The following is an 18,222-nucleotide window of genomic DNA, read 5'->3' on the forward strand; positions in this document are numbered from 1 at the left end:
GGCCCGTTCTGTGATGGCGACCTGCTGGCGTTGTTCTACAGGGGCGTTGGGGGGAGTCCAACCTTGTGGAGTGCGGCCGACACTCCGACTACACAGCAAATGCCGTCACAACAAGCCCCAGTCGCTTGGACTGACCTGTCCGGCCCAGCGCGCACACTCCTCTATACCATCGCTCGACGAGAACGCGATGGAGAGTCAACGACCCGCAGCGACATCCGAGCGGCACTCACTGGCCCACAGCACCCGCGGCTCACCGACCAAGAGCTCCTGGGCAGCTTCCAGGCCCTCGACGAAGCCGGCCTGATCGAGGCTGAGATGCCGCTGGATCCATACGAGGTGACGACTGACGGCCGCGACCGCCTCACCAGCCAAGCCCTCCGCCTAGAGAGCACCATCGACACGCCGGCAATCGATGACGGTGCTTCGCTGGCTGTGTGTCCCCGCTGTGGCAAGCCAATCACCGAACTCACGACCACCCCAACTGGCGATCTCACCACGTCATTCTGTGAGTGCCAGCTCTCAAGTCAGTCACTCGACTCAGTCGTTGCCACGCTCCTCGATACCTATCCCGGAATCGACGATCCGGATGCCGCCTACTATCTGCGGCAAGCCATCTATCTGGTGCTCCCCCGGGCGGATGAGTGACGATCTGCCGGGGATTGTCGTTCGTCCCGGGCTCAAACTGGAGGATGTGCGTGAGCAATTCGACGGCAATGAGCCCTACGGCCGGGGGCGTGAAACTGCAGCGCCACGCGGCTACAACGCCGAGCGACTCGCCACTGCCCTCGTTAGCGAGACTGCGCGCTTCGAGAAGTGGTCGCCAGGCCCCTGGGTGGATGCGTTCGTTCCGAGTCCATCCGGAATCAGTTGCTATCTTGAGGTCAAAACCACAATCGACCAGTATCCATCCCAAACCCCCGGACGGTTCCGGATCTGGGGACCACACCACCACCGGTTGCTTGCCAGCGCAGACGTCTACGAAGACACCAACCGCCTCCATCTATACCTCTTCGTCGTCTACACCATCGACTCGGGAATCGAGCGAGAAATCGGGAAACTAGTCGTCCCCGCCATCCGTGTTGATGACCACATCGATACCTGGGCGCTGACCGACCACGACACGATGGGCGAACAACTCACCTACACCATCTCCTGGCGTGCTCTCTTGGACGCACTTGGCGTCTCGCACACGGCGTTCATCAACACGGACACTACCGATCTGACGGTTGACTCAGAGAACCTGCAGCGAGCCCGAAAACACACTGAGGCTTGATCCCCCAACAGATGCAGCTCTGGGGTGTGAACCGCCTCGGGGTCAAGCCCCGAGGCACTCGCCTTGCTTATCTGTAGATTTCACCCTCGTGTTCGGTGGCCACTGTCGCTGCTCGTTCCTGGAGCCAATCGGTGTCCTTGACGAGTGCGATGAAAAAGTCCGTGTCAGCGTAGGGCATTAGTTCTGTGCCTCTGTGACCTCCTCGATGGCGTGTTCACGTGCGTCGTCGCGTGCCGCTTGTTTGATCTCTGCGATCGATCTCCCGTCGAAGGCATCACCGATAGCATCGCGGAGCCCCTCGAGGGGGTCGTCTTTGAGCGGGAGTAGCTCAACCCGGTCGTCGAGTTCGACGATACGATATCGGTCCCCGTACTTTTCGCGAATCTCGTGTGGAATGACGATCCGCCCACGATCGTCCGCCTTGGCTGTCTTACTCACGCTACCACGTCCTACACAGGGAACACATAAAATACCGTTCACGAGAAGGGATGCTCTCCCCCGGATGGCGGTGCGGGTGACGAAACCAGCGTATCGACGACCGCCTTGAACGCCACGGAATGCGCGGAGCCGACCCCGCCATTTACTTAAAGTTTAAGTAGATACCAGAACGATACAGTAGTTATGCAAAACAATTCGAATACGATTGTCTCGGGGATGACGATCACGCTCGATATCCCTGCTCCTGCGGCGGGATTATTCAGGAGTGAGGCAGTACACGACATCCTCTCTTTTCTGGCCCGGTATCACACCGACGAGTTCTCGATCACAGAGCTGACGGACGCTGTTGCGTATTCTCAGCCAACGATCTCGAAGAACGTCGATACGCTGGCTCGCAACGACCTCGTCGTCGACCGACGAGAGGGAGCCGCGCGACTGGTTTGTATCAACGGAGGCCGTCTGTCTCGTCCGGATGATCCGGTCCTCCAGATTCCCCAGGCAGCGTTCCATCGGCCAGTTCGAACAGCTATCGACGAGCTCGTCACTGGCCTCGAGGACGTGCTCGGGATTGTGCTCTACGGAAGTGTCGCGCAGGGGACGGCTGATCGGCGGAGTGACATCGACCTCTGGGTGCTCGTCGCGGACGACCGAGCCCCGAACCAGCGGGCCGCGAACGAGGTGAGACAAGACCTGGAAGCCCACCGGTTCGACGGTGACCGCTACGAGTTCCATATCGACGTTGAGGCCCTCTCGGCTGTTCCAACCTACAGCGAGGACTTACAGGAGGTCCTACGCGGGGGGCTCGTCGTTTACGGGACTGAGAAGTTCGAGACTGTTCGGAATATGGTGTTCCACGGCGATCTCAATGGGTGAAACAAGTCGGGTCGGCGTACACATCAAAGCGGTGCGCCGAATGTGGGTTTACGGCAGACGAGAATCGTCCGACTCGCAACGACTTCCGGTGCGTGAAGTGCGAGTCGGAGGCGAACGCGGACTACAATGCGGCAAAGAACATTGGGATGCGGTATGTCCGTCGGGGCCAACAGTCGTCTCGGCGGACGGGCAACAGTCAGCTCGTCCTAAAATCTGGAACGGTGACGCAGAACGCCGGATTTACCGGCTACCCCGATGGGTTCGAGGCCGAGTTCACGGACAAGCCCCACCCTCCACGAGCGAACCCGTCAGGGTGAGCGAAGTAGGGTAGGGTAGTTGACGTTACCGTCTCCGCCCTGTAGGTCGGAGCTGTCGGTAGACTCCTGTTTTGGCTGATTTTCCTGGGTGGTACTCGGGTAGCTGTCACGATTGGGTGTGGGGTTGGTGGGTGAGACCAACTGATAGGATGTGGAAGATGGGGTGGAACGATGGTCCGGGCGAAACTCCGTCCTGAGAGATATGGATTGCGTCAAAGCCCTCAAGGCAGTCTAAGTGGGTTCGCCGGAGACTTGTTCGGACTCGCTTTGTCTGCGTGGTCGTTGGATTCTCGAACTCGAAGGCTGCAATGGATTCAGCGAGGTCCCGCACTGGGATTGGGGTTCGTGGACTGAACGCGAGCACGCCGAGCACCCATCGGCGTCGACGATTCGCGAGCACATCAAAGACGGTCCAGGTATCACTCATCATCCCGGCCTCCAGGCCGTGATCCTGCTACTCGATACAGTCCGTAGAACACTGGTTCTCACTGGATACTTCCTCCACCACTCCTGGGGAGAGAAAAATCAGTCCACGACACATCCTTCTCCAGACGTGGTCTCTCCCTCGAGGGGGATATTTCGAATCGGCAGGATTGACCTGCGCGACCGACACCGAGTGGGAGTCCGTCACGCAGAGAAGCGGAAACGCACTCGCGCTCCATCGGGTGCGGCGGCGTGGTATCGTTCAGTCTTGGTCCTCGTGGTCATCCTCGGTTTCCCGGCCTGCAGTGGTCTCCTGGTTGTCGGTAGGCCAGTCGTCGCGTTCGTATTCGAGGTATTTGGTGCTCTCGGGGGTGCCATCGTCGTCGCCGAACTGCTGGGTGGCTTCCTCGCGAGTGAGCCGGGGGCCTTCGTAGTACTCGTGGTAGTGTTGATTCCAGGCATGGCGATGCTCGAGTGGGAGTTGGCGGTGCCACAGCCGGTAGGGTGGCTCGTCGACGCGGTGGATGTGGACGTGACAGCTCTGACAGAGCGGGATGAGGTTCTCGACGCGGTCGTCGGTGTCGTCGCCGTTGACGTGATGGAACGAGAGTCTCGCTTGCGTTCGTGAGCCGAAGTCCGTTTCGAGCCATTCCTCCGGCCGACGCCCACAGACCACACAGGCTTTCCCCCAGCGCTCGAAGACCGCTTCTACGAGTGACTTCGACACCATCAGACACACACCCCACGGCGTCGACGACCGGTGGTTTGCGGACGCACGAACCGCCTCCGGAAGGAGGCTGATTGGCGCGCACTCATCAGCACATCCTCCGTTCCGCTAGTGGACGAGGTCGTGCGTTGCCGCAGTGGGACGCGGATACCTCGGTGCTGTTGGTCGGCGAAATGATGCATCGACTGACTGTTCGCTGGCTGGTGGTTGGTTGCATTGTGTTGGGTTCGGGGCTGCTGGCAGCACCGCCAGAACCTCCACTGGCCGAGGTGTGGACCGCTGGCGGCAAACTGGCTATACAGGACGCTTTCTTGGTGCATATGGACTCGATGAAACGGTCGTCTGGATAGCGTGACGACGTGGTTCGAAGACGTGACTGGTTGGCCGTCCGATTCACTACGAGGTGTGTCTGGTTAGGCTGGGCGTGTCCAGTGGTCGACGTTGCCGACGGTGTCTTGGCCGACGAGCCGCCACTGCTGGTCGCGCCAGGTCTCCTCGATGCGCTGCCACTGGGTGTCGTTGCTGGGGTGGGGGACGAATCGGATACGGCGGCGTGTCCCTGATTGGGTGGTGAATTCGACAATCTGCTCACAGCGAGTGCCTGGCGTCATTGGTTGGGTGGGTGTCGCAGTACTCTGTGGTGTGGTACAACTGGCTGACGCGGATTCGTCCGCGCGTTCAGTACTTCTCGTAGGCATTCTACTCACGGGGGCACGCTCAACACGCACCCTCCACCCCTCTCGGGGGAATACAAACCAATCCAGCACCCCCACCCCACAGACAATCCCGAGACACCGCCTGTGGCCATCAACCTGTTTCGGGGTGGGATACAACTTGACTGGTCGGGCGTTGCGTGACTATGAGTCACGGTATCGAGCGTACGATCATGCCCCTACTCTCAGAGGGGTCAGAACCCAGTTCTCTTGGCTCCCCCTGGGAGGGAGTGCGACTTCAGGTCCAGTTCGATTTGGGGTGGCTTTGATACACCATTCCGGGATGGTGTAGGAATCTCGGTGGATGGTGTGTAGAATCACGCCGGCATTCCACACCAGATCGGGGGGCGTGACTCGGGGTACACCATTGCGGCCCGAGTAGTTAATAAGAATAAGAAGAAGGGGGGGAGTGGTTGTGCTGGGGAGGGGGGTGTGAGTATCGGGTGGTGGTTGTGGAGAATTTGAGGTGGGTGGTTGAGGCGGTAGCGTGGGGTGGGTGTTACTGGTTGTCTGGGGGTGGGTGCTCAGATGGATTTGAGGAAATCTTGGGTTGGGGTTCCTGTTGGGGTAGTTGGGGGGTGCCCGTGCGGGCGATTTCTTAACAGATTGTTTTCATTTTCTTTCGTATGTTTGTGTGTTTGTGTTCGAGTGTTGGTGGGTGTATTGGTGCGTTGTGGTTGGTGGGGTTATTGTTATTATTTACTCGGGATTTGGTGGTGTGGGCGTATCGCTGTCTGGTGGTTTGGTGTGTTGTGGTGTGTGGGGTCTGCGGTGGTGTATTGGATGGTGTAGGGGGTGGTGTAGAGCGCGACCCGACCAATATATGGATTTTAGTTGATGTTTTGAATGGGTGGGTGTGTCCGGGTGTATCGTGGTGGTGGTTTTGGTGGACGTGACTGCTGGAACTAGGGGGTGTCCTTGGGGGTGGTTCAGTGCTCGGGTCGGCGATCGGGTGTGTTCGGTGCGGAGGATGCTGGTGGTGGTTGGGGTTGTGGTTGGAATGTTCGGGGAGGATGTCTCGGGCTTCAGGGTGGGGGGCTGTCAGTCGTGTGTTGTGGTGTCGTCCGGGTCGGGGAAGGATGGGAGGTGTGGGGTGAGGCCAGGGGTGTAGTGCCAGGTGCGGTTGAGGAGTTTGCGCTCACGGCTGTCGGTGTCAGAGGCGTCGAATTGGTTGTCGAGGTCGCGGGCGAACCAGGAGTCCCCGGCTGTGTCGAGGTCGGTTTGGTGGTCGTGCCAGGCGTAGAATTCCTCGCGGACGGCAGGGATGAACAGTGATTCACTGTCGGCCTGGCGGGTGTGGCTGTTGATGAAGGTGTCGCGGGCGGCTTTGGTTCGCTTCCCGGATTTGGTCATGTGTTCACGCGCCCACATGGGTTGTTTGCGGTAGCGTTTGAGTTGGTTAGCGGTGTCGTCATGGTAGCGGATTTCGATGTGGTCGAGGTACGTGGTCTGGGTGGGGATGAAGGGGGCTTTGAGCTCGCTGAACTCCTTGTGGAGGGCTTTGATTGTTGGGTAGGTGGCGATGTGTTCGCCGGTGGCGTCCGTGACGATGTACTCGCCGCCCTGTTTGCGGTAGCGTGGCGTCGGGTAGGTGAGTTCGTGGAGTGGTGTTTCGGCGTGGCAGCTGACGTCCGGGTGGTCGTCGAGTGAGAGCGTGAGTTGGTCGCCGGTGAGATACCAGATTGCTGCACTGGCGTCTTGGGGGAGGAGGTAGGTGATGTCGCCGTCTTCGGTGGTGAGTGAGTCTGAGAGCGTGTAGAGGATGACGCCGCGTGCTGTGCTGTCGCGGTAGGGTTGGCTGGCGATGTTGAGTTTGTTGCTGCAGAGGTTGTTGTCTTCGGTGACGACGACGACGCGGTAGTCGTAGTGGCTGGCGCGTTCGAGGTTTTTCAAGTAGGCAGCGGGGTTGGAGTCATTGATTTCGGCTTCGAAGCCGGTGATGGTGTCGTTCTTTTCGGCGAGGATGTCGGGCTGGGAGTCACCCGGGAAGTATGGCTGCGTGGTGGGGTCGGGGTTGGTGAGGTCAGCGTCGATGGTGTCCTGGTCGACGGCGAGGATGGTGTAGCCTTGTTGGACGAGGAAGTTGATGATCGCGTTGACGAGCGCGCGGTGGGGTTTGGATTCGGACTGCGTGGTGTCGGTGGGATGATCAGCGTTGACGGTGGTGGTGCCGAGACGCTGGGGGGTTGAGGACGTGGTTGGGATGTGGGTGGTTGAGAATGATGGGCAGTCGGTGACGGCGGTGCGTTCCCAGGGAGAGTATTTGTAGTAGGCGGGGATGATGCCGGCGAGGTGGTGGACCGCGTCGCCGTGCAGCGGGATGCGTGCGTAGCAGTTGAAGTGGCGTTTGTAGCGCTCGTCGGCGGTGAATGATGCTGCGAGGAGGTTGTTGTACTCGCGGAAGGTGGCGAGTTCCTCGATGGGGAACGGGTGGTGCCGGAGGTAGATTGGGCGGCCGTTGATGCGGTAGCGCGTGCTGTTGGCGTTGTCGCGGACGTTTGTGAACCGTCGGATGGGGAGGTCGAAGTTGCTGGTGGTGTTCTGGTCGCGGAAGTACGTTGAGATACAGTACTGGTAGGGGGACGCGAGGTGTGCATCGAGGTCGTCGTCGGTGGCGACGCCGTATTCTTCGTCGAAGACGGCGAGACGGACGGTGGCGGTGTATTCCGCGTCGCTTTGGTTGGAGCCACGCTGGATGAGGAGCTGGTAGATGTGGGGGATGTTCTGGGTGATGAGTTCGTTGAGGAGTTTGATTGCGCGGAGGAATTCGGCGCCTTCCGTGGAGTCGATGGAGTGGTCCGCGTAGACGAGCAGGCGGCTGGTCGGCACCGGGAGGTCTGCGAGCGGGGAGAGATCGAGGTTGCCGACCTGGTAGTCGATCTCCGGGCAGTGTTCCTCGAGTGGGTTCGTGATGGCGTTCGTGGCGGTCTTGGTGGCGGTGTTTGCGTCTTCGTCCGGGATGTCGGGGGCGTCGAACGTGGATTGGTCGGGGTCAGTTGCCTTGATGGCGTCCGTGTTGGTGTCCGCGTCGGTCCGGGACGTGTCGTGGGCGCAGAGGTAGTGTTCCTGCTGGGCGACTCCGGCCTCGTCATCTGGGTTGTCCCCGGGCATCGTGAGAAACTCCAGGGTGTCGAGTGGGGTTGACTTGGCGAGCGCGTCGGCGAAGACGTCCTCGAGCGGGAGGAAGACCTCGAGTTGGGTCTCCGAGTCAATCCGGCCGGGGAGGATCACGCGCACTGCGTTATGACGGGTCGGTCCGGGCGATGTGTCCTCGTCGTCGTCATCGGTGGTGGTCGTGGTGGTCGGAGGCTCTGCATCTCGGGTCGTGTGCGTGGAGTTAGTTGCCATGTGAGTCGGATTGGGGATGGGTCGTAGCTGGGTCAGTCTGGGGTGGGATCGCCCAGGCGCGTTCGGGGAGGGTGATGCCGTCGGATGTCTCCTTGACGGGGCTGTCCAGGATGTCCGCGAGTCGGTTGCGATTCGGCGCGTTGAGTGCGTAATCGGCGTGCCCCTGGTAGTACCGCGACAGCCAGTGGTTGACGCCGGTGGCCGGTGGGGCCGATGATACTCGGGGGATGGTGTGGGTGTCGACGAACTTGCGGGCGGCATCGGGGTAATACCGCAGGATGCGATGGGGGTCGGTGTGTGGGAGCCAGGGTGGCGTCGGCCACACCGGCCGGAACGTCATCGAGTCGTACTCGAGGACGGTGGCGTAGTCGGCGAACGTCGGCCACTGGGGGATGACTGGCTGCTTGATCGGGCGCCACGGGTCGGCGACGGCGGTGAGCGCTGGGTATGTCGCACACACGTCGCCGGTCGTGGTGACGTGCGCGAAGCCGTCCGAGGTCTGCTCTAGGTACGGCAGCTCGAAGACGGTGGGCGTGGTGAGCGCGTCGAGGTGGCCGTGCGCGCGAACGTCGCCGTCGACGTGGACACCCCACTCGTTCGTTGGGGCGACCAGCCACGCCGTCTGCGTCGTCGTGTCCTCGAGCGGGATCCTGTTGTCGTCGAGTGCCCAGACGTCCGGGAGGTCATAGGGTTCACTCGTCTTCGTGTGGGTGGTCCGCCAGGGGGTATGGAGCGTCCGGTGAACCCACTGGCTGGTGGCCGCGTCCGCCGTGAGAACCCAGAGCGGCTCCCCGGCCGTGACGGCGTGATTCGCGACGGACACCAGGCCACCAGGCGTGCCAATGGGGGCGTCGCTGATCCCGGCGGCCTGGTCAGCGACCACCACAACCCCCGCTGTTGTCGGTGCGGTGGCGTGCGAGCCACCAATCGGGGCAGACAGGGTGTCGGGTTCGTGGTCGCCGGGGGACAGCCAGCCAGTTGCTGTTCGGAGGAACGCCTGCTCGGGAGTCGCCGCCGGCCACCCCTCCGGTGGTGTCGGGAGGAGGGAGTCCGAGTCGGTTCCGGTTGGTGGCTGTTCGACGGCTGTGCGGGCCAGCCGTGGCGAACGCCCCATCGTTGCCCGCCAGCTGGTGTCTGTGGGAAGCGGGAAGACGTCGAGCAGGCGCTGGAGGTCGGCGGCAGTGGCCGACAGCCGGGGCGCGCCATCAAGCCCGGTATAGGGGGTGGTGTGTTCGCGGGCCGCCAGGAAGCCACGGGTCTCGTGGGCCGTCGTGAGACACTCCCGGGCGTGCAGCGCCGCCGACGGCGGGTAGCCGTCGGTTTCCGGGACGTATCCGATTGTGGGGCGGACCGCGTCAGGGCCACCGCTCGCTCGCGCCACCGGGACGGTCTCCCAGTGGTTGTCGGCGAGCCTGCGGGCGGACGTGACGTCTGCCGGCAGCCCCACGTCGAGCGGTGAGGGCACGCCCTCCTCGAGGAGGGCGCCGAGTGCGGCCGCATCGGTCGGGGGGCGCTGGCCGAGTTGCATCGCCCGAAGGGTGACCGGGTACGTCGTGTCCTGGTGTGGCCGAATCAGGAGCTGGTAGACGAGGGGGCCGCGGCGCCGGGAGGCCGTCCACGTATTCATCACGTGGAATGGCTGCCGGGTGTTGGTCAGGCTCCACCTGGTAGTCGTTTCGATTGCGCGACCGGTCACTGCGTGCGCCGGCGCCAGCGGCTGCAGCCACAGCGAGCCCGTTTCAATCCCGAACAGCCCGGGCAGGTGGCGCTTCGCCGCATCCACGAGCATCCCGGTCGTTCGATGCGCCGCGGGTACTGGCGCTTGCGTTCGAGTTGTGGTCGAGGAGTGGGCGTGCAGACAGCATGTGTACCCAGTCTTGGTGGGGACCACGAGCACTTCGATTTGTTCGACGTTCGGGCAGTCCTCGAACGTTTCCTCGATGATTCGCATGAGTGGTGCGCCGAGTGACCGGTCCATGGCCGCCGCCGGATCCGCGTGGCCCGGCTGGACGAGGTGGACGATGCCGTCTCGGCCAAGCCACCACGACGATTCGTCGGAGCCGTATTCGTCCGTCATGCGTGCTGGAGTCCCGAGTGCATTCGGTGAGTGCACGCACTCACGGCGTGTCCGTCTCGGGAGTATGGTGGCTGGCTGGGTGTGTGCAGTCGGTGCCGGGTCGGCTGGAGTGAGTGTGTCATCCACCTATACCAATACACCCCAGCTGAGTGGACTTTGTCCGAACCGCCCACCGTACGACCCTTTTAAAGAACGAGGCGGTGGCGGCCGTCAACCCGAATAGTATAAAGCATGTCCGGAGAATCACCGGACATATGGCCGACAACTCGTTCGAACGGTCGCGGGGCATCCTCACGTCCACCGACCACCGCTGGCTCGCCGCCCAAACAAACCCCGCCCAAGACGACGAATTCGACCGGAAAGCCAACTACCGCCGCCGCAACGCCATCACCAACCGACTCGCCAACGCCCTCATCGACATCTCCACACTCGCCACCACACTCCCCGACACCCTCCGCAAAAACGCCTTCCAAACGCTCCACGAGAACACCAGCCACGACCTAATCCAAACAGCCAGCGCACCAATCACCCTCTCATACCTCGGACTCACCGACCTCGTAACCGACCCAGCCCACCACCACAGCCTCGAACCAGTCGACATCGCCGACACCAGCCTCGCCTTCCGCAAAGCACTCCGCCAAGGCATCAAAACCGGCAAACAACAGCATCCGCGAGCAAATACACCACCCGACACCATCCTCATCGACACAAATACGAACCTCCACGAATTCCCCGCACTCACCGCAAGCGACCTCCCCCAAGACCTCTACGCCAAATATGGCAAAGGCGCCCGCGACCGAGATGGCACCAAACTCACCGAACAACACAACTTCCCACCCAAGAAAGCCATCACACCCCTCCTTTTAGACTCCAAACTTTGGATCGACTGGAAACTCTACAACCACCGCAACAACGCCACCGAACCCATCAACCGACACGACACCAAACTAACCCACCCAGTAGTACGTTAACTCACAGCCCCTACAATCGAGGAGTTTCGAAGTGTACACTCGACGTCCCGCCTACAGACCCTCTACATCAGGACAAACGCTTCCTACACCACGTCAACGGTGACAACACCGATGACCGCGTCGGCAACGCGATTCTACAGGCGGAGCAGGCCGAGTGCCTCGGGGTCGTACGGAAGACTTTGTCTTCCGTGATGACGAGACGCCGTCGGCGTCTCGAACCACTTACCCCGAGGCGGTTCACGATGAGTACACGTCGCTGTGCAAGTCGGCCGCCAACACCGACGATCCGCTCAAGCAACGCTCTGTCCACAACCATCTCTCCGATCTCCACATGCTCGGCATTCTCTCCAAATACGAGAACCGCAGCGGCTCCCGAGGCAACTACTACAGCTACGAGTTAGATGTCCCATTCGAAAGTGCCGTCGACGCCATGGCCGACGTCCTCATGTTTGACGCTGAACTCGAGAAAATTCAGGGCGTCGCGTCCAGAAACAGCGTGCGGTGAATCGCCTCGGGGTCAAGTCCCGAGACACTCGGCCTGCTCCGCCTGAAGGCCGTGGCTCCACCGTCCTCAGTGCCTGAACAGCGGCGGGCAGAGCGTTAACCAACAGAATCCATCGCTAGCACGATTTGTTGGTTAACAGCACTGGAATGCTAGCTACTCGAAGACGGAGCATCCACCAGGGGACTTCGAAGATTCCGTCTGAGTTGTAGGTTCCGGCGCAGATCTGTTTGCACCCCACACTGTTGGAGGTTACAACGCCGGTTCTCGTACTCTCGTTTCCAGTGGAGGAACTCGTCTGCCGACCAGAACCATCCGGTCGAAGCGACCGCAAGTTGGTTCACACCGAGGACTGTTCTGTGCCCAGTTGTGGTGGTGTCGTCGTCTCTCCTCAAAGTGGTCGGAGAGAATTGAGAGCGAGACCGCGAGAGTGAGAGAGTACATTTCGTCTGTCTTCCAGTCGATGCCCTACGGGTCACGCTCGGTTTCGATTTCACGTCTGATGTCGAGAACGACGTCCGGGTCGAGATCGAGACTGTACTCGTAGTATCGGCCACCGCTTTCGCCACGATTCCGGTCTGTCCGCTGCAGGAATCCGAGCATGTGGAGGTCCGAAAGGTGGTTTTGAATGCTTTTGAGCGTTGTGAGCGGGTCTACGGCGTGTGAGTCTGCAACGGTCTCGTATCGGGTTTTGATTGTTTTCGAACGAGCAGGAGTTTCGTTCTGTTCTTCGAGATACGCGAGTGTTTCGAGGAGGAGCTGTGCGTGTTGGGTTTGGTCACGGATCCGATTCCGCAACCGACCGCGTTGAACCAGCTCCTGGGCCTCGATGATGTGTGAATCATCGACTTGGTCGTCGTCCTGACGTTTCGCCACTTCGCCGCCCACACGGAGGAGATCGATTGCTTGACGTGCGTTTCCGCGGTCTTTTGCCGCGATTGCTGCTGCCCTTGCGACGGCTGAGTCGTCGCAGACGCCATCGACGAATGCGTGATTCGCGCGGTCAGCGAGGATGGTTCTGAGTTCACTTGCGTTGTAGGGGCGAAAGGAGATTTCTGTCTCCATGAGCGTGTCCTTGACCTTCGGTGAGAGCTCTTGTCGGAATGTGTAATTGTTGCTGATTCCGATGACGCCGACTTTCGAATCCGTGATATGTCCGATCGATTTTGCGCGTGGAAGTTCGTACAGTAGGGTATCGATGTCGTCGAGATGATCGATTTCGTCGAACACGATCAGGTGTGTCCCGCCATGTCGATCGAGTTGGTTGTACAGTTCCTCGAAGGCGTCGGCGGTGCTGAGACCGCGTTTCGGGAACTTGCTTGCGGTTTCCGGGAGTAGGTCGTTGACGAGCGTGCGGACAACGGTGTAGACGGTCTTCTTGTTACAGTTCAGTTCGTGGACGAACAGGGTGTCGGCGTCGGGACGCTCGGCGACTTCCTTGCGAAGTGCGTCCATCATGTATTTGGTTACTGCGGTCTTGCCAAGCCCGGTTCGGCCGTACAGCATGATGTTCTGTGGCGTCCGACCGAAGAGCACGTCTTCCAGCGCGTGACGGTATTCATCGATTTCCTCGTCCCGTTCGAGGATTTGATCGGGTTGATAGTCTTCGGAGAGAATCTTCTTGGCGGCGAAGATCGAGCGATCGATATCGCTGAACGGTCCGGCCATCTGTCGGTCTATTTCTCCCTAACCACCATATATACTTAAAACCTAGTTTTGTTTGTCTCTTCTGTCTCGACTGTCGTGGAATACTCTCGAGTATGCGGAATTCACCCAAACTGTGCAGGACAAACGAAACCAACTCTCAGCACAATCACGGACAACTGGACAAGGAGCATCCTCCGATTTCCTACCAACTCAAGACATAGACAGACGAAACGTACTCTCTTTCTCCTGAGCTTTAAATAGGCCCTATATTGCACACATATAATACGAGCAAGTAGGTCGATGTGACGTTATCCATCACAGACGTAACAGTCGCCGCCCCCCAGCTGAGACAGACGAATCGTACTCTCTGTCCGGCTTAATTGGCTACCACCAGTCAGGTCTCCCAGAAGAGCGTATCATAGAATTCTCAGTTCATATAGTAAACATTAGAAGTAATTGCTCACATTAGGGACGGAGAGTTGGTCGAGAGCGGTATCAATCGCGGTCGTCAGCTCGTCGAGTGAGTCAAAGAAGCGGTTGCTCAGCGCCGCTTGAAGCTGTCTCCAGCACTCTTCGACTGGATTTAGCTCCGGCGAATACGATGGTAACGTCACGAAGGCGAGGTCGTCACGGGCCGCCAGGTCCGTGACGACCGACGCCTGGAAATACGACGCTCCATCAAGCACGACGATCAAGTTATCTTCAAATTCGTTGCATAGTGCTAAAATGAAATGTTTCGCGTGATCGGCGGTAACGTACTCGGTGAACCGGGAGAAAAAGCGATCACCGTTCTCGGTGATCGCGCCCAGCAAACACGTCCAGTCACGTTGACCTGAAAGCTCGACCGAGGGCCGCGTGCCGCGCGGAAACCACGCGGCACGCGGCTCAACTTGGACGGATTTCTTGGTTTGGTCGATGCAGACTACGGTGGCGTCCATCTCCCGCCGCTTTTTTTGAGCTCGTCGTGGAATTCTTCTTGGTCGTCTTCGTCGGCTTCGGCGGCTGAACGGCGCGGTTTTTGATAGCTCAATCCCGCTTCTTTCAGCAACCGCCGGCAACTCGGGATTGAGTACTCCACGTCGTACGTATCTTCGAGGTACGTGTTTACCTCGAGGATGCAACAGCCGGCACAGCCTGAGCTCGTGAAAGCATCTCGTTGTCCTGGACGACTCGCCTGAGTTCCTCGTAGGGATTGCGTCCCTGCTGGCGCCACGTCGCCAGCAGGGACAGCAGCGTCTCGTGAACGAACATACCGCGGTCATTACGGAGCGTTCCGATGAGCTTCCGGAGAACCACCGGCTCACGCAGCGCGTTTTCCGCAGCGTTGTTCGTCGGGGAGACCCCTGGCTCACCGACGAAGGTGAGCCAGTGGTCGAGACCTCCTTCGATTTTCCCGAGCAGTGTTGCCACTGGTCCGTCGGGAACCGACCGCTCAATCAGCGACTCAAGCTCCCTTCGCGCGACACGCTGTAGTTCTGCCCGCTCGCGCACTGTCACGTCGCTCTCCAGCCGGGCCTGGAGAGCGACGTACAGCTGTCTCAGAGCACGGTAGATCGGTTTCCCTTCATCCTGCTGTTCGGCTGCTTCTTCAGCTTCCCGGAGAATGTGTGCCCAGCACCGCTGAAGCGTCTCGCTGAAGGCTGGATACGCCGTCCACCCATCACAGATGACCGTTCCCGCGAAGTCCTCACCGAGGACTTCCGCGGGAACATCACTCCCACGACTCTCTCTGACCGCGTACAGCGTGTGCTCGTCCGTGGTGAACGTCCACAGCCACGCCTGTTCACCGTCCCGTTTGATTCCGGTCTCGTCAACGTGGACAACGTCGGCTTGCTGGATCTGGCGACGGATCTGCTCGTATTCGCAGCGACCGGCGCGCGCAGCGCGCTCGGTCGCGTGCCACGTTGATGCGGCGGACAGCTCCAGTCCGTGTAGTTGCTCGAAGCGGTCACCGATCTTGCGGTAGGGAAGCCGGTGATCGTACCGCGAAAGCGCTGACTGTGCGATGACGTTCACCCCGAACTGCCCCTCATCGGGGCAGTCGGGGTGTGAGGCGACAGTCTCGGTCCCACATGAATGGCACTCGTAGTGGTGACGATTGTACTGTGTGACTTCGGGCGGCTGTGGATCTGGGAGTTCCTCGACGAGTCGGGGGCTGACGCCCGCCGACTCGTCGAATTGTTCACCACACTCTGGACAGCAGTCACACGTGACCTCGATTTCTTCGTTAGGGTCAGGGGCATCACGCCATTCTGGCTCGTGTCCAGCTTTTCGGCCAGGCGTGCCACCGTCAGTACGTGGCTGTTCGTCGTCCTCGTCTCCATCGGACGAGGACGACTCCTCTTGGTCTGATTGGTCCTTGCTCGGTGGTGTATGCGGCCCTTCGTACCACCGGAGTTTGGCTCTGAGGCGTTGATTCTCCTTCCGTAGTTCCTCGACTTCTTGCTTGAGCTCAGCAAACTGCGTAAGAAGCTCTTCTTTGGACGGCTCGGACGACGTCATGAGCAGGCGAGACGGGATGGTCTCCGTCCCGGAGACCATCCCTCAAAGATGCACTCGTTCGCCTGCTGCATCGATCTACTGCACTAGTTGGACGACTCCTACGAGAGCCTACCGAAATCGTTCTGGGACTAAACACGTACTCTTCGAGATACTCTTGGGCGAGCGCTGGCGTCCACGCCGGCGCGTCGAGGCCAACTTCTTCAGGTGGGTCGTGAACAGTTGCTTCAAATTCGTTTTGCTGTGTTTCTGAGAGTTTTCTGTTTCTCCCAGTTCGTTTATCATCAGAAGCGGCGTGCTCAAGCGACTCGTCGGTGTCGAGTCGCGTGAGCCAGCTGTAGATCGTTCGCCGCTGAACGTCGTACCACTCGGCTAGTTCGGTCTGCGTCACACCGTTCTTGTACGCAATTGCGGCTAAGAGCCGTTGTGTCGGCTTCTTTCCGTCGGCGTTGTCGAGGGCGTCTTGCAGTTCTTCGACGGAGATATCGTCGAGATGCTTCACTAACTGCTACAAGACACTCTGAGTAAAAAGTTCTACTGGTTACTATAGCATCCCACCCGGTTCGTGCAATGACAACCTGTCGGCAGAACGCACCTGATACTGTACAACCGTCTACACACGTGGGGAACGGGGCAGATCACTACCAGACAGTCTCGGCAAGCGAGGACAGCGCCATAAAAGTCTCTACAAAATTCCGCGTACGCGCTCGAATGACTACCTCACGGACACGAAGCCAAGCGTTATCGGCATTAGCAACGACTTCGGCTTCCGCGATGACCCTTCCCTGAAAGTCAAGGACACACTCTCCGAGGAAGAAATCCACTTCTCACCCTACAACGCGCCCGAACTGTAGGCGATTCTCGAACGCCACCCTGAAGACGCACTCTACGACGACGCCATCGAATCCGGCGTACTCGCACTCTGTGCTGGAATTGCAGCACAAGACACGGGAAGTGCGCGTCAGGCTCTCGACCCGCTCTATCAGATCGCCGAAGACGCCGTCCACGACGCCCGGAACAAACTCGAACGCAGTCAGATCGAACACGGGATGCGCGAACTTACACGTCACGGCCATCTCTCGCTCGCAATCGAATCCACGGGCCCGTTTCGCGTGCGGAATATTTATCCACGTGACCCGTTAGTTCGACGCCGGATGCACGACCACCTCACGGATATTGCGATGCGTGGGATTCTTGATCGGACTTCTCGTAACGAGGGGGCCTCATGGGGCCAGTACTACGAGTATGACTTTGCTGTCGACCTCGGCTCGTGGTGACGGTCGTCAGCGAATTTGAAGTACTGGTGTTGCCGCGGCGCGCTCCGGAGCTTGTTCACTCCTTAAAGTGATTTTAACTCAGAATACTCGACATGTTAGGGTGGATGACTGTGATTGGTGTTTTCCCCATGTTGATATTCTATACGGTCGGATAGGGGAGAAGTGTATTTGATTATTCACACCGAAGACTATCACAGTCCTTCCATCCCAAATCTGGTCGGTCTTTTAGGAATACGTCTGCGACTTCGTCGAAAAAGGGCTCATTCGCGAACTTGGCAAGTTGGCGCATCTGATAGATGTGGAGTCGATGATAGTGATCTGGTACTAGATGTTTCTCTGTGAGGGCGTAGTAGCTTTTCTCTTCAGGATTTCGGTACTCCATCGCATGCTCCCGAAGCGTCGTTACTACTGCCTGTACGTACTCTTTAGCACTATCGTCACCAGTTACTAACCAATATTCATACGGGCCCCAGAGACCAATAATTGCTCCGTTTAGGACACGAAGCGGTAATCCTGGCTCAGGATATTCCGAGAGCCAAAGATGCTGCGAGTCATCACAGAAAGCGACCCATGCTTTGGGACTAATCGACCGGAGATTTAGGAAACACTGATATGTCTTCTCTGCAAACTCCTGAAAGCGCTGATCTTCGGTTGCTTCATATAATCGGAGGAAGGCAGACAAACCCGTACCCTGTGACATACAGGAAAACCATGGTGGTTGACGAGTGTAGTCGGTCTGGATTTGGAACTCAAATCCGTAGTTGAAATAGTATCCACCATCTAATTCAGTGGTATGCTCTGATATGAGATTGTCTGCGATTTCTGCGGCCTTCTCTAGATACCCTTCGTCGCCAGACATATGGTACCAGTCAGCAAGAGCACCTAACCGTCGAGTTGTTCGAAGAGGATGATGACCGGACTCGCCGCGGATGTCCTCCGTAATTGCGACAGTCCAGCTCTGAATTTCATCTGTTCCCGGAGGTTCTGGAGGTTTCTTGTATGGGTTCAGGAACCACTGTGGGCGGTTGTCATAGTTAACCTCTGAGGGTGTCATAGAAGTCTTCACACACTATGATAGAGTTTCTGACTGTTATAGAGAGTTACTAGCTTAGAAAGTCGTGCACTTGGTGCACGGTA

Annotated in this window: 16 protein-coding genes and 5 pseudogenes; 7 read left to right on the forward strand and 14 right to left on the reverse strand. The window is 59.1% G+C overall.

Annotated elements, in window-relative coordinates; translation table 11 throughout:
• The first annotated feature begins 99 nt into the window (after positions 1-99).
• On the forward strand, positions 100-645 hold the full coding sequence (locus APQ99_RS04960) for a hypothetical protein (protein ID WP_136361032.1): 546 nt from the start codon (positions 100-102) through the stop codon (positions 643-645).
• A complete protein-coding gene (locus APQ99_RS04965; protein WP_136361033.1) occupies positions 638-1,273 on the forward strand; it encodes a hypothetical protein in 636 nt (211 codons plus the stop codon). Before APQ99_RS04960 ends, APQ99_RS04965 begins: the two co-directional genes overlap by 8 nt.
• A gap of 73 nt (positions 1,274-1,346) precedes the next feature.
• Here APQ99_RS04965 and APQ99_RS12980 read toward each other — a convergent pair.
• Positions 1,347-1,451 (reverse strand): annotated as a pseudogene (locus APQ99_RS12980) (type II toxin-antitoxin system VapC family toxin); the annotation flags it as partial.
• Positions 1,451-1,711 carry an AbrB/MazE/SpoVT family DNA-binding domain-containing protein gene (locus APQ99_RS04975; protein ID WP_136361034.1) on the reverse strand — a complete coding sequence of 87 codons (261 nt, stop codon included), beginning with the start codon at positions 1,709-1,711 and terminating at the stop codon, positions 1,451-1,453. The gene APQ99_RS04975 and the pseudogene APQ99_RS12980, both read right to left, overlap by 1 nt.
• Positions 1,712-1,894: 183 nt before the next feature.
• Between APQ99_RS04975 and APQ99_RS04980 the strand changes: the two genes are divergently transcribed.
• Together APQ99_RS04980 and APQ99_RS04985 are read left to right on the forward strand one after the other, a co-directional pair.
• On the forward strand, positions 1,895-2,584 hold the full coding sequence (locus tag APQ99_RS04980; protein WP_136361035.1) for a nucleotidyltransferase domain-containing protein: 690 nt from the start codon (positions 1,895-1,897) through the stop codon (positions 2,582-2,584).
• Positions 2,581-2,901 (forward strand): annotated as a pseudogene (locus tag APQ99_RS04985) (zinc ribbon domain-containing protein); the annotation flags it as partial. The gene APQ99_RS04980 and the pseudogene APQ99_RS04985, both read left to right, overlap by 4 nt.
• Positions 2,902-3,007: 106 nt before the next feature.
• Here APQ99_RS04985 and APQ99_RS13075 read toward each other — a convergent pair.
• The 5 genes from APQ99_RS13075 to APQ99_RS05010 form a co-directional block, all read right to left on the reverse strand.
• Positions 3,008-3,331, reverse strand: coding sequence for a DUF7344 domain-containing protein (locus APQ99_RS13075; protein ID WP_455583692.1), 324 nt, complete (start codon positions 3,329-3,331; stop codon positions 3,008-3,010).
• Positions 3,332-3,586: 255 nt separating this feature from the next.
• Positions 3,587-4,054, reverse strand: a complete 468-nt coding sequence (locus APQ99_RS04995; protein ID WP_244289005.1) for an HNH endonuclease — start codon at positions 4,052-4,054, stop codon at positions 3,587-3,589.
• 410 nt (positions 4,055-4,464) lie between these two features.
• Positions 4,465-4,662 (reverse strand): hypothetical protein, encoded by a 198-nt coding sequence (locus tag APQ99_RS12785; RefSeq protein WP_244289006.1) that lies wholly within the window; start codon positions 4,660-4,662, stop codon positions 4,465-4,467.
• Positions 4,663-5,805: 1,143 nt separating this feature from the next.
• The gene (locus tag APQ99_RS05005) at positions 5,806-8,112 is read right to left on the reverse strand and encodes a hypothetical protein (RefSeq protein ID WP_136361037.1); all 2,307 of its coding nucleotides are present in this window, start codon (positions 8,110-8,112) and stop codon (positions 5,806-5,808) included.
• On the reverse strand, positions 8,102-10,189 hold the full coding sequence (locus tag APQ99_RS05010; protein WP_136361038.1) for a serine/threonine-protein kinase: 2,088 nt from the start codon (positions 10,187-10,189) through the stop codon (positions 8,102-8,104). Before APQ99_RS05010 ends, APQ99_RS05005 begins: the two co-directional genes overlap by 11 nt.
• Positions 10,190-10,443: 254 nt before the next feature.
• Here APQ99_RS05010 and APQ99_RS05015 point away from each other — a divergent pair, with 254 nt between their 5' ends.
• The gene (locus tag APQ99_RS05015; RefSeq protein WP_136361039.1) at positions 10,444-11,160 is read left to right on the forward strand and encodes a hypothetical protein; all 717 of its coding nucleotides are present in this window, start codon (positions 10,444-10,446) and stop codon (positions 11,158-11,160) included.
• A 193-nt stretch (positions 11,161-11,353) separates the two neighbouring features.
• Positions 11,354-11,665 (forward strand): annotated as a pseudogene (locus APQ99_RS05020) (cell division control protein Cdc6); the annotation flags it as partial.
• Positions 11,666-11,892: 227 nt separating this feature from the next.
• Here APQ99_RS05020 and APQ99_RS12790 read toward each other — a convergent pair.
• From APQ99_RS12790 to APQ99_RS05045, 6 genes and pseudogenes are all read right to left on the reverse strand, one after another.
• Positions 11,893-12,057: pseudogene (locus APQ99_RS12790) on the reverse strand (RNA-guided endonuclease TnpB family protein); the annotation flags it as partial.
• Between the two features lie 73 nt (positions 12,058-12,130).
• A complete protein-coding gene (locus APQ99_RS05030; protein WP_136361040.1) occupies positions 12,131-13,330 on the reverse strand; it encodes an orc1/cdc6 family replication initiation protein in 1,200 nt (399 codons plus the stop codon).
• Between the two features lie 425 nt (positions 13,331-13,755).
• Entirely contained in the window at positions 13,756-14,340 is a 585-nt protein-coding gene (locus tag APQ99_RS05035; RefSeq protein ID WP_244289026.1) for an IS630 family transposase, read from the reverse strand.
• The gene (locus tag APQ99_RS12985) at positions 14,232-14,522 is read right to left on the reverse strand and encodes a helix-turn-helix domain-containing protein (protein WP_338035957.1); all 291 of its coding nucleotides are present in this window, start codon (positions 14,520-14,522) and stop codon (positions 14,232-14,234) included. Before APQ99_RS12985 ends, APQ99_RS05035 begins: the two co-directional genes overlap by 109 nt.
• Positions 14,414-15,811, reverse strand: coding sequence for an IS66 family transposase (gene tnpC, locus APQ99_RS05040; RefSeq protein WP_136361041.1), 1,398 nt, complete (start codon positions 15,809-15,811; stop codon positions 14,414-14,416). The genes APQ99_RS12985 and tnpC overlap by 109 nt, the downstream gene beginning before the upstream one ends.
• A 139-nt stretch (positions 15,812-15,950) precedes the next feature.
• Positions 15,951-16,310, reverse strand: a pseudogene (locus APQ99_RS05045) (helix-turn-helix domain-containing protein); the annotation flags it as partial.
• A 397-nt stretch (positions 16,311-16,707) separates the two neighbouring features.
• Here APQ99_RS05045 and APQ99_RS13040 point away from each other — a divergent pair.
• Positions 16,708-17,085, forward strand: a complete 378-nt coding sequence (locus tag APQ99_RS13040; protein WP_394347178.1) for a hypothetical protein — start codon at positions 16,708-16,710, stop codon at positions 17,083-17,085.
• A 172-nt stretch (positions 17,086-17,257) separates the two neighbouring features.
• Here APQ99_RS13040 and APQ99_RS05055 read toward each other — a convergent pair whose 3' ends face one another.
• Positions 17,258-18,139 (reverse strand): D-glucuronyl C5-epimerase family protein, encoded by an 882-nt coding sequence (locus tag APQ99_RS05055; protein WP_136361042.1) that lies wholly within the window; start codon positions 18,137-18,139, stop codon positions 17,258-17,260.
• Between the last annotated feature and the right edge of the window lie 83 nt (positions 18,140-18,222).

This window comes from Halobacterium salinarum DSM 3754, from assembly GCF_008124605.1.
GTDB lineage: Archaea > Halobacteriota > Halobacteria > Halobacteriales > Halobacteriaceae > Halobacterium > Halobacterium salinarum.